This is a genomic window from Pseudomonas sp. GM74, assembly GCF_000282455.1.
Classification (GTDB): domain Bacteria; phylum Pseudomonadota; class Gammaproteobacteria; order Pseudomonadales; family Pseudomonadaceae; genus Aquipseudomonas.
The window spans coordinates 37299-49972 of the sequence record NZ_AKJG01000109.1 but is presented as its reverse complement, the minus strand read 5'-3'; the positions used below and the strand labels follow the sequence as shown (position 1 = coordinate 49972).

General features: G+C 62.5%; 12 protein-coding genes. 5 read left to right on the top strand and 7 right to left on the bottom strand.

All coding sequences use genetic code 11. From position 1 onward, the window contains the following. Positions 1-10 precede the first annotated feature (10 nt). The 3 genes from PMI34_RS06660 (at position 11) to PMI34_RS06670 (ending at position 2941) form a co-directional block, all read left to right on the top strand. Positions 11-1117, top strand: a complete 1107-nt coding sequence (locus tag PMI34_RS06660) for a GGDEF domain-containing protein (protein WP_008052497.1) — start codon at positions 11-13, stop codon at positions 1115-1117. Then, a complete protein-coding gene (locus PMI34_RS06665) occupies positions 1110-2045 on the top strand; it encodes an iron-sulfur-binding ferredoxin reductase (protein ID WP_008052496.1) in 936 nt (311 codons plus the stop codon). The genes PMI34_RS06660 and PMI34_RS06665 overlap by 8 nt, the downstream gene beginning before the upstream one ends. Before the next feature lie 146 nt (positions 2046-2191). Beyond that, on the top strand, positions 2192-2941 hold the full coding sequence (locus PMI34_RS06670; RefSeq protein WP_008052495.1) for an enoyl-CoA hydratase-related protein: 750 nt from the start codon (positions 2192-2194) through the stop codon (positions 2939-2941). Positions 2942-3148: 207 nt separating this feature from the next. On the opposite strand, the gene pyk is transcribed toward PMI34_RS06670, so the two are convergent. Beyond that, positions 3149-4600: a pyruvate kinase gene (gene pyk, locus PMI34_RS06675; RefSeq protein ID WP_008052494.1), complete on the bottom strand. Its 1452-nt coding sequence runs from the start codon at positions 4598-4600 to the stop codon at positions 3149-3151. Positions 4601-4773: 173 nt separating this feature from the next. Here pyk and PMI34_RS06680 point away from each other — a divergent pair, with 173 nt between their 5' ends. Both PMI34_RS06680 and PMI34_RS06685 read left to right on the top strand, forming a co-directional pair. Then, positions 4774-5157 (top strand): tetratricopeptide repeat protein, encoded by a 384-nt coding sequence (locus PMI34_RS06680; RefSeq protein ID WP_008052493.1) that lies wholly within the window; start codon positions 4774-4776, stop codon positions 5155-5157. Between the two features lie 231 nt (positions 5158-5388). Continuing rightward, on the top strand, positions 5389-5748 hold the full coding sequence (locus PMI34_RS06685; RefSeq protein ID WP_008052492.1) for a PilZ domain-containing protein: 360 nt from the start codon (positions 5389-5391) through the stop codon (positions 5746-5748). Positions 5749-5785: 37 nt separating this feature from the next. On the opposite strand, the gene PMI34_RS06690 is transcribed toward PMI34_RS06685, so the two are convergent. Genes PMI34_RS06690 through PMI34_RS06715 form a run of 6 tightly spaced genes read right to left on the bottom strand, consistent with a single transcriptional unit; the run spans position 5786 to position 12499 of the window. Next, positions 5786-7114 (bottom strand): DUF58 domain-containing protein, encoded by a 1329-nt coding sequence (locus PMI34_RS06690; RefSeq protein WP_008052491.1) that lies wholly within the window; start codon positions 7112-7114, stop codon positions 5786-5788. Further along, positions 7111-8112 (bottom strand): AAA family ATPase, encoded by a 1002-nt coding sequence (locus PMI34_RS06695; RefSeq protein WP_008052490.1) that lies wholly within the window; start codon positions 8110-8112, stop codon positions 7111-7113. The genes PMI34_RS06690 and PMI34_RS06695 overlap by 4 nt, the downstream gene beginning before the upstream one ends. Then, on the bottom strand, positions 8109-9272 hold the full coding sequence (locus PMI34_RS06700; RefSeq protein WP_008052489.1) for a DUF4350 domain-containing protein: 1164 nt from the start codon (positions 9270-9272) through the stop codon (positions 8109-8111). The genes PMI34_RS06695 and PMI34_RS06700 overlap by 4 nt, the downstream gene beginning before the upstream one ends. Next, complete coding sequence (locus tag PMI34_RS06705; RefSeq protein WP_008052486.1) at positions 9269-10813, bottom strand: DUF4129 domain-containing protein; 1545 nt, start codon at positions 10811-10813, stop codon at positions 9269-9271. The genes PMI34_RS06700 and PMI34_RS06705 overlap by 4 nt, the downstream gene beginning before the upstream one ends. Then, positions 10800-11777, bottom strand: a complete 978-nt coding sequence (locus tag PMI34_RS06710) for a stage II sporulation protein M (RefSeq protein WP_008052485.1) — start codon at positions 11775-11777, stop codon at positions 10800-10802. The genes PMI34_RS06705 and PMI34_RS06710 overlap by 14 nt, the downstream gene beginning before the upstream one ends. Next, the gene (locus PMI34_RS06715; protein WP_008052484.1) at positions 11774-12499 is read right to left on the bottom strand and encodes an RDD family protein; all 726 of its coding nucleotides are present in this window, start codon (positions 12497-12499) and stop codon (positions 11774-11776) included. Before PMI34_RS06715 ends, PMI34_RS06710 begins: the two co-directional genes overlap by 4 nt. Between the last annotated feature and the right edge of the window lie 175 nt (positions 12500-12674).

Below are 12674 nucleotides of genomic sequence, written 5' to 3'. Positions count from 1 at the left end.
GAGTCAACGATTGACCCATAACGCCATCCAGCGCCTGTTGCTCAAACGTTTCGCCCTCGCGGCCGGCACTTATGCCCTGGCATTGCTGTTGCTGTGGCTGACGTTTTTTACCGGCCACTATGATGCACCGCTTTCCAGTGTCGTCATCGGCAGCGTACTGGTGGTGATCAGCCAGGTCATCCTGTTCTCGGTGTTCTACAGTGGCTGCAATCTGCGCTTCGCCGACACCAGTCTGACCGAGGTGCAAGTCTTGCTGGGGCTGGGCTGGCAAACCTGGCTGATCGCCCATCTGGACGAAGCCCGGGGCGCGTTTCTGGTGTTTTACGTGCTGATCCTGCTGTTCGGCCTGTTCCATCTGTCACGCCGGTCTTTAGTACGATGCGCGCTGCTGGTGTTTTTCAGTTTCAGTGCGATCACGCTGTGGGAGGGCTACCACTTCCAGCTGCCCGACCCGGCCATGGCGTTGTTGCAGGTCTGTGTGCTGTTCATCGTGCTGGTGTGGCTAGTGCTGTATGCCCGCTATGTGCAGGCTTCGCGACAGCGTATGCGCCAGCGACGTTTTGCCTTGCAGGCGCACCAGGACACGTTGCGCGGGATGATGCGCCAGCTCGAAGACCTGGTGGCCACCGACGAGCTCACGGGCCTGTTCAATCGCCGGCATTTCCTGCGCCTGGCTTCGCGCGAATTGAACGCCATGGACGCCGGTGTCGTGCATGGCCTGGCGCTGATCGACCTCGACCATTTCAAACGCATCAACGACCTGCACGGCCATGCCGCTGGCGATCAGGTGCTGCAAGCCTTTGCCGGCGTTGCCAGCGCGAGCCTGCGCGACGGCGATGTTCTGGCCCGTTACGGCGGTGAAGAGTTCGTGGTACTGCTGCCCGGTTGCGATGCCGACAGTCTGACTTCGTGCTGCGAACGGCTGCGCATCGCGTTCACCGATGTCGAGCTGATTGGCCTGAATGTACGTAGCCTCAGCCTGTCCGCCGGCATGACGCTGCTGGAGTTGGGCGACGATCTCGATGACGCCCTGCAACGGGCCGATCAGGCGCTCTATCGCGCCAAGCGTGACGGCCGCAACCGGTGCGCGGCAGCGTGGGAGAACGTCGATGCCTGAGCTGCGGGTCGGCGAGCGCCAATGGTCGGTGGCGGCGGGCAGCAATCTGCTCGACGCGCTGAACCAGAACGGCGTGCCAGTGCCTTACAGTTGCCGCGCCGGTAGTTGCCATGCTTGCCTGGTGCAGTGTGTACAGGGCCTGCCGAGCGACAGCCGCCCCGATGCCCTGAGTGCACAGCAGCGCGAACAAGGCTGGCGGCTGGCGTGCCAGTGCCAGGTGGTCGAGGACTTGCAGGTGCATGCCTTTGACCCGCAAACCGATGGCCATCCGGCCGAAGTCGCGGCGATCGATTGGCTGAGCACCACGGTGCTGCGCTTGCGGGTAATCCCCCAGCGGCCGTTGCGCTACAGCGCCGGTCAGCATCTGGTGTTGTGGGCGGGCAGTGTGGCGCGGCCGTATTCTCTCGCCAGCCTGCCGCAGGAAGACCGTTTTCTGGAGTTTCATCTCGATTGCCGCAAGCCCGGGGAATTCAGCGATGCCGCCCGGCAAATGCGCATCGGCGATCCGATTCGTCTCGGTGAATTGCGCGGCGGTGCCTTGCATTACGATCCGGACTGGCACGCCCGGCCATTGTGGTTGCTGGCGGCCGGCACCGGGTTAGGGCCGTTGTTTGGTGTGTTGCGCGAAGCGCTGCGCCAGGATCACCAGGGCGCCATCCGTGTCATCCACCTGGCCCATGATGCCGATGAGCACTACCTGGCCAAGCCTCTGCAAGCCATGGCCGCCAGCCGTCCGAACCTGAGTGTCGAACTGTGGACCCCGGCCGAGTTGCCTGCGGCTTTGGCGCAACTGCGGCTTGTTTCCCGGCAAACCCTGGCCTTACTCTGCGGAGCCCCCGACAGTGTCGACGCCTTTGCCCGGCGCCTGTACCTGGCGGGATTGCCGCGCAATCAACTGCTGGCCGATGTGTTCCTGCCCCGTGGTTGAGCGCTGACTTCGCTGTTGTGGCGAGCGAGCTTGCTCGCGCTTGAGTGCGCAGCGCTCACAGGTTTTTTGGGCCGCTGCGCAGCCCGGCGCGAGCAAGCTCGCTCGCCACAATGAAATCTTCTGACCTCGCACCGCTGAGACCTGCCATGACCGATGCCATCGAAGTTGAACGCGAACGCGGCCTGTTGACCCTGCGCCTGAATCGCCCGGACAAGAAAAACGCCCTGACCCGCGCTATGTACAGTCACTTGGCCGAGGCGCTGAAACAGGCCGACAGCGACCCCGGGATCAACGCCGTGCTGATCACCGGTTCTGCCGAATGCTTCACCGCCGGCAACGACATCGCCGATTTCATCCAGCAACCGCCGAGCGGCCTCGACAGCCCGGTGTTCCACTTCATGCTCAACTTGCTCGAATGCCGTAAACCGGTGGTCGCTGCCGTGGCGGGGGCGGCGGTGGGCATTGGCACGACGATGTTGCTGCATTGTGATTTGGTCTATGTCAGTCGCGATGCACGCTTGCGCATGCCGTTCGTCAACCTTGGTTTGTGCCCTGAGTTCGGCTCCAGCATGATCCTGCCGCGCTTGCTCGGGCAGGCCAGGGCGGCTGAGCTGTTGCTGTTCGGTGAGGGGTTCAGTGGTGAGCAGGCGGCGCAGTGGGGTATCGCCACCGAGGCGCTGGGCAGCGGCGAAGCGGCACTGAGCAAGGCGCGGGAGATGGCGTTGCGTTTCGATGAGCTGCCAGCAGAGGCGGTGCGCATCAGCAAGCAGTTGATGAAGGCGTCGGACCGTGAACTGATCCGCAAAGTGATCGAGGAGGAGGGGGCGCTGTTCACCCAGCGGTTGCGCTCGCCGGAAGCCTTGGCGGCGTTGACCGGGTTTATCAAGCGGCATTGAACTTGCGGTGTCAGGGCTGGCCCCTTCGCGAGCAAGCCCGCTCCCACAGGTTCCGGAGGTGGGCATTGGATTTGTGAACAACACAAAACCCTGTGGGAGCGGGCTTGCCCGCGATGAGGCCCTATCAGACAACACACCAGTTGGATCAGAAAGCAAAAAGCCCCGCCATTCACATGGCGGGGCTTTTGTTTATCAGCAACCGGTCACTCAGACCATCGGGTCGCCAACGTGCAGGATCTTCATGCCGTTGGTGCCGCCGGTGGTGTGGTAGCTGTCGCCCTTGGTCAGGATGACCCAGTCGCCTTTCTGTACTACGCCGCGCTTGACCAGCTCGTCGATAGCCTTCTGGCTGACTTCGTTCGGCGCCAGGGACGCCGGGTCGAACGGGATGGTGTACACGCCACGGAACATTGCTGCGCGAGCCTGGGCTTCGCGGTGCGGGGTGAACGCGTAGATTGGCACCGAGGAGCGGATGCGCGACATGATCAGCGGGGTATAGCCACTTTCGGTCAGGGCGATGATCGCCTTGACGCCCGGGAAGTGGTTGGCGGTGTACATGGTCGCCAGGGCAATGCTCTCGTCGCAGCGCTCGAACTCTTTGCCGATGCGGTGGCTGGAGGTCTTGCTGGTCGGGTGCTTTTCGGCGCCGACGCAGATACGCGCCATGGCCTGAACGGCTTCCAGCGGGTACAAACCGGCAGCACTTTCGGCCGAGAGCATCACGGCGTCGGTGTAGTCGAGCACGGCGTTTGCCACGTCGGACACTTCGGCGCGGGTCGGCATCGGGTTCTGGATCATCGACTCCATCATCTGGGTCGCGACGATCACAGCCTTGTTGTGGCGGCGTGCGTGCAGAATGATTTTCTTCTGGATGCCCACGAGCTCGGCGTCGCCGATTTCCACACCGAGGTCACCACGGGCAACCATCACCGCGTCGGACGCCTTGATCAGACCGTCGAGGGTTTCATCGTCGGCCACGGCTTCAGCGCGTTCGATCTTCGCCACCAGCCAGGCAGTGCCGCCGGCTTCGTCGCGCAGTTGACGGGCGTATTCCATGTCGGCGGCGTCACGGGGGAAGGAGACCGCGAGGTAGTCGACTTCCATTTCCGCGGCGAGCTTGATGTCGGCCTTGTCTTTTTCAGTCAGGGCCGGAGCGGTCAGGCCGCCACCGCGACGGTTGATGCCTTTGTGATCGGACAGCGGGCCGCCGATGGTCACGGTGCAGTTCAGTTCGGTGGCCGTGGCGGTATCGACGCGCATCACCACGCGACCGTCGTCGAGCAGCAACTCGTCGCCCACGCCGCAGTCCTTGACCAGGTCCGGGTAGTCGATGCCGACCACTTGCTGGTTACCTTCGGTCAGAGGATGGCTGGTGGAGAAGGTGAATTGATCACCGATCTTCAGCTCGATCTTCTTGTTGGCGAATTTCGCGATACGGATTTTCGGGCCTTGCAGGTCACCCAGCAGGGCGACGAAGCGGCCGTGCTTGGCGGCGAGGTCACGGACCAGCTTCGCACGAGCCTTGTGCTCGTCGGGGGTGCCGTGGGAGAAGTTCAGTCGGGCGACGTCCAGACCAGCCAGAATCAGCTGTTCGAGAACTTCCGGCGAGTTACTGGCCGGGCCAAGGGTGGCGACGATTTTGGTACGACGGACGGACATGCAAAGACTCCTGAGTTCAAGCGCTGAGTGAGGCTACTATGCTCCGAAGTTGTAGTCATTGTTCGTTTGCACTACTTATTTCTTTCTTTATTGAACCCTGCAACTTTGCGTCCCGGCAGCCTGAAGATTTCCGACCATGGGTCGATACAGCGTTCAAGACAGGAGATTTCCCCATGCGTTTCGTTCTCATTGCCGCCCTTGCCATCGGCGCCCTCAGTGTCACGGGTTGCACCCGTTGGTCGATGAACCATCACTTGAACAATGCCTACAGCGCCTACGACCGGGGCAATTGCGAGCAGGTGATGCTCGAACTGTCCAAGGTCGAACGTGACAGCCGCGCGCGGCCTTACGTGTGGCCGGAAGTGTCGATGATGCGCGGCCTGTGCCTTGAGCGGCAGAAGATGTACATCGATGCGGTTCAAACCTATCAGTTCATCATGGCGTCCTATCCCCAGAGCGAATATGCCTACCGCGCCCGTGCCCGCATTGAAACCCTGCAGAGCCTGGGCCACTACCCGACGCGCAGTGCCGCAGCGGCAAAACCGGCGCAGTTCTGACGGCCGTAATCCTCTGATCGCTGGCTCACCGGAGGTGGTGAGCTATAGTCCAGGGAACCGGTTTTAGAGCCTTGCCTCTGAACCGGGGCAACACCTGCGACCGGCACAAGCAGGACTCTGCGCTGTCGGGATTGGCGCACCGGAAGCGGGGAGAGCGGGCAAGACTTATGCATACCCGTTCCGAAGCAGTAGTGCGGCTCTGCTTAAGAGCCTTGCATAGCGAATTTGCACATGTTCACCGACCGCCGAATCGAGCGGCATCAACTGCCGTACTTCCTCAAAGTGTTCAACGGCATCACCGGCAAACCCATTGGCTACCTGGGCAATGTCTCTGAAGACGGGCTGATGTTGATCAGCCTGTTGCCAATGATGATCGGCGCGGACTTCAACCTGCGCCTGAAAATACCCGCCAGCGAAGGTGGCCAGCGGATCATCGACCTGCAGGCCTGTTGCTTGTGGTGCCACGAAGATGCAACCCCCCATCATTACGACGCAGGGTTCAGCCTGCAACGGGCGCCACCGGAATATGGGCAACTGGTGGAAGCGTTGAAGCAGTATTTCAGTTTTCTGCCGTTGCCGGCTTCGGCCTGAGATCAATGGGAACGCGGCTGTGAGTGATTGCCAAGGCTCAGAGTCCGGTTCTTTTCCAGCCCAGGTACCGGGTCACCAGCTCTGCCCCCAACTCGCCGGGCCGCGCGTCCATCACCAACACGCCATGAGCGTTCAAGCGCTCGTGGAGTTCGGCGCGAGCATTGAGGTAGTCCACGGTCCCGCAATAGGCCAGCGCTTCGGGCAAAGTCTGCACCGGTGACTGACGCAGGGCGTCGAGCACGTCTTCGCGCAGGCTCGCGACCAGCACCTGATGCTGCCGGCTCAGACGGTGGACAGCCGAAAGCAGTTCATCGTCGTCCTCTTCGCGCAGGTTGGTCACCAGCACCACCAGTGCCCGGCGTTTTTGCCGTGCCAGCAGTTGCGTGGCCGCGGCTTGATAGTCGGCGCTACGTTGGCTGCTGTTCAAGTCATAGACGGTATTGAGCAGGGTGTTGAGATGGCTGGTGCCTTTTACCGGCGCGAGGTAGCGCGGCTGTTCGCTGGCAAAGGTACTCAGGCCCACCGCGTCGCCCTGACGTAGCGCCACGTAGCTGAGCAACAGGCAGGCGTTGAGTGCGTGATCGAAGTGCGACAGTTCATCATCCTGGCTGCGCATGTACCGGCCGCAGTCGAGCATGAAGATGATCTGCTGGTCGCGTTCGTCCTGATACTCCCGGGCAATCGGCGTGCGCTGGCGGGCGGTGGCTTTCCAGTCGATCTGTCGGAGGCTGTCGCCCTCGCGAAATTCGCGCAATTGATGGAATTCCAGGCCCAGGCCCCGTCGTTGTTTGCGGCGCACGCCAAGCTGGCTGAGCCAGTTGTCCACCGCAAGCAATTGCCCTTCATAGAGGCGGGCGAAGTCGGGGTAGACGCGGGTGGCGTCGGGCAGGTCGAGCATGCGTCTGTCCGACCAAAGCCCCAAGGGGCTTGGCAGGTCGATTTCGCAGCGTTCGAAGCTGAAGTGGCCGCGCTTGAGCGGGCGCAGGCGATAACCCGCCAGGCTGTGCTGGCCGGGCTGCAGCTCGACCGTCAGGGGCAGGTATTCGAAATCCAGACCCGGTGGCACATGGTCGAAGACTTGTACCTTCAGCGGTTGCGCAAAGTCGTGTTCTAGCGTCAGTTGCACCTCGCTCCATCGACCCAGCGCCAGGCTGCCGGGTATCTGGCGTTTCAGTCGGGGCGACGGCAAGCGCTTCACGCGCAGCGCATCCAGCAGTGCCAGGGCCAGCAGCGCCAGGAGCAACCCCCAGTTGATCGCCATGAGATTCGCAGGAACCGCGAACTCCAATGCCCGCAAAGCGCCCGACACAATGGTGCAGGCAAGCAGGATCAGCAGCCAGGCGAGCATCAGGCGCGAGGGTTTCACAGGCGCGGCGCCGGCACTTGGTCGAGCATCTGCTGGAGCACCTGATCGACATCCAGGCCCTCGATGTCCAGCTCTGGAGCGATGCGCACACGATGGCGTAGCACGGCCAGGGCGCAGCCTTTGATGTCATCCGGAATCACGAACTCACCGCCGCGCAGCAGCGCACGGGCCCGGGCACATCGCACCAGCGCGATGGAGGCGCGTGGGCCGGCGCCGAGGATCAGGCCGGGCCAGTTGCGGGTGGAGCGGGCCAGGCGCACGGCGTAATCGAGCACCTGATCGTCCAGGGCCAGGTCGCTGGCGATGCGTTGCAGGGCCAGTACATCCCTGGCCTGCAACAACGTGCGCATCGGCTGGACATCAAGCATGTCGGCCCGGGTCGAGCGGCTGACCTGACGCACCATGTCCAGCTCTTGCCCGGCATCGGGGTAATCCATGCGTACCTTGAGCATGAAACGGTCCAGTTCAGCCTCCGGCAAGGGGTAAGTGCCTTCCTGTTCGATCGGATTTTGCGTGGCGAGCACCATGAACGGTTGCGCGATCGGCAATGGCCGTCCTTCGAGGGTGACTTGCCGTTCCTGCATGGCTTCGAGCAGCGCGGCCTGGGTTTTCGCAGGGGCACGGTTGATTTCGTCGGCCAGTAGGAGGTTGGTGAACAATGGCCCCTTGCGCAGTTTGAATTGCTCGGTCTGCAAGTCATACACGGCATGCCCGGTGACGTCGCTGGGCATCAGGTCCGGGGTGAACTGGATGCGCGCGAACTCACCGCCGAAGCAGCGGGCGAGGGCGCGCACCAACAGGGTCTTGCCCAAGCCTGGCACGCCTTCGAGCAACACGTGGCCGCCGGCGATCAGTGCCGTCAGGACGTCGTCGATCACGCTGTCCTGGCCAATCACTGCTTTTTGCAGTTCTTTGCGTACGGCCTGGGCCAGATGGCTGGCACGTTGACGCTGTTGAGCGGCATGGCTCGGTGCGTCGGGCTCGATCGGTTGACTCATAGGGCGTTCCTCAAGATTTGCAGGTGGGCGACCTGACGGCTGAATTCAACGCTGGAAAGCCGTTGTTTCGGTCGCGGGCTCATGGCCTGGCTGATGGCGCGAGTGGGTTGGCCGGTCAGGCGCGCGAGCACCAGCCATTGTTCGGCAATGCCGAGCTGTTCAAAACCGGGGTGGCGACGCCGCACGCGCCGCAGGATGTCTTGCTGCAAGGCTTGCAGCAGGCCGGCCTGACCGTTGCGGCGCAACAGGAAGTCGGCACTGGCGCGCAGGTACTCCTGCAATTGCCGGCGTGCTTTCGGCGCGGGCTCCAGCAGCGGCCCCTGACGCACGCCAAAGTGCCAGAAACCCAGGCCGATCAAGGCAAGCAACGCAACCAGCGCCTGGGGGAAATAACGCAGCAGCAAGGTCAGCAGGCTGTCGTGATCGGTGTTGAAGATCAGGGTCACGCGGGTGTCGGCGGTCAGGTACCAGAGCAGCCAGGCGTTGTCGTACCGGTCGATGGCCGGGGTTTTCCACAGGTCGGCATCGGTAACCACGATGATCGAGCCCAGCCCGTGGTTGAGTTGCATCATGTGGGTGGCCCTGGCGCTGTTGGCCCAGGCCAGGGCGAGGTTTTTCGGGTCTTCGAGATGGAATGCGGTATTGAAACCGGCATAGGCCGGGGCGTCCTCGTCTTCCAGATAGAGCTTGGTCAGTAGCGGGTACGGATCATCACCGATACCCGGCGATGGGGCCTTGAGGTCTTTGCTCAGGGACTGGTGCAGTTGCACACGGTCGAGCAGCAGGTCATCGCTATGGCCGAGTTTTTCATTCCACAGCGACTCTGCGACGAACAGAAGTCGCCCGCCGGCCCGGGTCCAGTTCATCACCTGGTCGATTTGCCGTGGGGTCATGTTGCCGCGTTCCCCGAGCAACAGCAGACTGTGTTGATGCGGGTCGAGGCTGGGCAGGATATCGAGGCCGTTGGCGTGGCCGACGTTAAGGCCTTGCTTGCGCAGGAACAACTCGGCCGCCAGATAAGGGTTGGCATCGGCTTCGGGGGAGGGACCGTGGTCGATTTCGGTCTGGTAGGGAGTTGCCTTGAGGTACAGATAAACGCACAGCGCAGCCAGCAACACGGTGATCAATACCCCGGCTATCGAGCCCCAGCGCCGACTCAACGGACAGCCTCCGGGCCGAACAGGACACGCCAGCCATTACACAGTTCCTGCTGCACCTGAGCGGGCGGCAGACGATGCCCGTAGGCCATGTTTTGCCAGTGCCCGGTCAGGTTTTGGCTGTAGGCCAGCAAGGCCGGTTGCTGCAGTAACTCGACGCGCCTAAGCACCTGGCCTTCAGTGTCGGCGGCCTTGAGCGCGATGTTGAAGTCGTGCAGCAGGCGGCTGAGCAGGGCGCGATAAAGTAAACCAAGCGCTTCGCGTGGATGAGTCTGCCAAAGGCTTTCGGCGTGGGCGGCGATGTCGGTGGGCAGGGATTCGGGCTTGAGGTCCATGCCGAATGCCTGTTGCGGTAACGGTCCCGTGGCTTTCTTGTCGGGGATCGGTCGGCGGCTGACGAAGGCCTGCAACCAGTCGCGATAGCGCCAGATCAACAGGCCGACGGCACCCATGACGATGCCCCACAGCACGATTTCAATCAGGGTCGCCAATGCCCCGAAGCCTTGCCCCTCGAACAGTTTCAGCAGGGCCTTCAACCATTGCGGTGTCTTGCCATCGTCCGCGGTTTCAGCACTCGGTTGCTCTTCGCCAAAGCGGTAGCGCGTGACCGATTCCCGGTTCTTGAAGGGCGGCTGTTCGAGGATCGCCTTGATGCTGTCCCTGGAGGCCTGGCTGGTCAGGGGCTGGCCCAGCAGGCGCGGGCTGTCGGGTGAAAGGGCTGGTTCTGTGGCCCAAACGTTGTGGGTGGTCGGCATCAGCACAATCACGGCCATCAACAGGACCGCGCTTGCACTGACCAGACGCTGGCGCATTCGGCGGAACACCAGTTCGATATCCCAGGCCTCCAGCACGGTGCGCCGGTTCAGGTACAGGCTGAAACCGCAGGCGACATAGATCGGTTCCCAGACTACCAGCACCAGTGCATAAAAGGCGTTGGTCAGGTGTTCCAGCCAGCGCCAGTCCTGGGTGGTCGCCGAGATCAGCGATTGCCAGCTCCAGTCGAGCGCGACCTGTTGTGGCAGCAGCAGATAGAACAACACCATCAAGCCGATCCACAATGCGCCTTCCAGGTGTGCGCCGATGATCGTCAGCCAGCGTGCGGCACCGGCGTCTCGCTGCAACAGCACCTGTAGACGCTGTTGCCGTTGCCGCCCGTCGAGGCCTTCGAGTTGCACCACCGGCATCACGAAGCTGCGGGACAAACTCAGGCGTCGCCAGGTCAGGCTGGCCAGCAATTGCGGTTTGAGCAGGCGTACCCATTGGTGCAGGGCCTGCTTGAGCGTGGGCGTTTCACCGAACATCGCCTGGGACAGGATGTAAAGGGGCAGGCGTTCGAACGCCGGCTTCAGCCACCAGAAAATGAACACGGCGAGAGAGGGCGAATCCCAGAGCCCCCAGCTGAGCAGCGCGAAAACCGGCAAGGTGACCAAGGCCCAACTGGTCATCAACAGGCGTCGGTGGCGCTGGCTCAGAAGCACCCCGAGGTCCATGGCTTCCCAGGTCGAACGTGGGCGAATCACCACCGTGGCGTCACTCAGGCGCATGGCGGCGACGTCCGGCAAACACGAGATAAACCACTACCAGCAGCCAGAGCGCCGCGCCGACCAGGTATTTGGTCTGGTGCGAAGGGCCGGTCATCGATGACCAATAGGCTTCGATAAACGCAGCGATCAACAGAAACAGCATGACCCCGCAGATCAACAGCACGCTCTTGCGCGCAGCCAATCGCAAGGCCTCGGCCCGTGGCAGACGCCCCGGGGCGACCAAGGCCCAACCCAGCTTCAGGCCGGCGGCACCGGCCAGGGCGATGGCGCTGAGTTCGAAAGCGCCATGGGCGATCACGAATGACCAGAAGGTTTGCCCGTAGCCGACGTAGGTCAGGTGCCCGGCCACCGCACCGATCATCAGGCCGTTGAAAATCAGGAAAAACACGCTGCCCAGGCCGAACAGCAAACCGCTGGCGAAGGTCTGAAAGGCAATGCCGATGTTGTGCATGATGTAGTAGCCGAACATCGCCCAATCCTCACTGGCAGCCCGTTCCGCCGTGCGCCCGAGGTGACCGGCAACGGGGTCGTACATGCTTTGCATCTCGCTGACCTGCTCGGCGGGGATCAGGTTGTAGACCAGCTCCGGGTACAGGTACACCAGCAGCGCGAAACCGGCCAGGCTGCCAAAGAACATCAGGCTGGCGGCGAGGACAAAACGCCACTGTTCGCGCACCAGTCGCGGGAAGTCGGCCAATATGAATGCCAGTACGTTGGCCCCCAAACGGCTGCGATGACGGTAAAGCTGTTGGTGTCCGCGCAGCACCTGTTGCTGCAAGGAGTCGATCAGAAAACTGCTGTAGCCACGTTCCCTTGCCAGTGCCAGGTGTTGGCAGAGGCGTCTGTAGTCCTTCGGGAAACTGCCGGCGTCGGTGGCCTTACCGTCCCGTTCCAACTGCTCGAGCAGGTGGGAGAAATGCTCCCACTCGGCCTTGTGCCGGCTTTCAAAAAGGCTTTGCTTCATGTCGGCCCCAACAAGCCGCGGGCGATGCCGTTAAGCTCGGTCACCGCCTGCGGGGGCTGGACGTTCAAGGGGTGGGCGAGAATCGAAGCCAGTTCGATGACCCGCGCTTCGGAGAGTTCACCCTGGCGCTCGGCAAACCCGAGGATGGCCCGTTGCTCGGTGAGTGTCAGGACAAAGGCCGGGCGGCGGGGCCGGGCTTCGGGGAGCAGGGGGCGGGTGTGCGGTCGTTCGCGGTAGATCACCAGGGTCCCGGCGGCGATATCGCCGAGGCGCTTGAAGTGCGGGTGTTGCAGGCAACTGATGGCCCCGAGGAAGTAACCGAACGGCAGAAGGTCGACAACGCGCAGCAGGTTGCGCAGCAGCGACGCGGACCAGCCGACCGGGGTGCCATCGTCGTGCACCACCCGCAAGCCCATCCATTGCTTGCCCGGCGAGCGGCCGTGGTTCAGCACCTCGAACAGCACCATGTACCACCAGCTCACCACGAACAGCAGGATCGAGACGAGCCCGGCTCCCAGTTTACCGAGCATCGCCAGCACAATGAACAGCACGCCCAGGACCAGGCCGCGCAAACCAAGATCGATGGAGAATGCCAGCGCACGAACCATCAGCCCGGCCGGCCGCAGTGGCAGGTCGACGCCCTCCGGCGTTTCGACCTGATACCGCGTATCCAGCGGCGGTGACAGCGGCGCAGTCCCTGGCAGTGCTGTGGTCTCGAGCATGGGCAACCTGGTGATGTGGCCGGGATCGGAATTCTGTATCCATTCGATGCTAGCAGCCTATGCGGGGGGAAACGACATAACTATGTATTGCATGGTGAGTCGCGCAAGGTGCTTGAATGACAAGACTACTGGCCGGGGCGGGAGGTGAACGCCTAGACTTTGCCGATCTTCAGTT

Coding starts and splice junctions, on each gene's coding strand:
- PMI34_RS06695 (WP_008052490.1), bottom strand. CDS start 8,112: ATGAGTCAACCGATCGAGCCCGACGCACCGAGCCATGCCGCTCAACAG.
- pyk (WP_008052494.1), bottom strand. CDS start 4,600: ATGTCCGTCCGTCGTACCAAAATCGTCGCCACCCTTGGCCCGGCCAGT.
- PMI34_RS06715 (WP_008052484.1), bottom strand. CDS start 12,499: ATGCTCGAGACCACAGCACTGCCAGGGACTGCGCCGCTGTCACCGCCG.
- PMI34_RS06665 (WP_008052496.1), top strand. CDS start 1,110: ATGCCTGAGCTGCGGGTCGGCGAGCGCCAATGGTCGGTGGCGGCGGGC.
- PMI34_RS06670 (WP_008052495.1), top strand. CDS start 2,192: ATGACCGATGCCATCGAAGTTGAACGCGAACGCGGCCTGTTGACCCTG.
- PMI34_RS06710 (WP_008052485.1), bottom strand. CDS start 11,777: ATGAAGCAAAGCCTTTTTGAAAGCCGGCACAAGGCCGAGTGGGAGCAT.
- PMI34_RS06685 (WP_008052492.1), top strand. CDS start 5,389: ATGTTCACCGACCGCCGAATCGAGCGGCATCAACTGCCGTACTTCCTC.
- PMI34_RS06680 (WP_008052493.1), top strand. CDS start 4,774: ATGCGTTTCGTTCTCATTGCCGCCCTTGCCATCGGCGCCCTCAGTGTC.
- PMI34_RS06705 (WP_008052486.1), bottom strand. CDS start 10,813: ATGCGCCTGAGTGACGCCACGGTGGTGATTCGCCCACGTTCGACCTGG.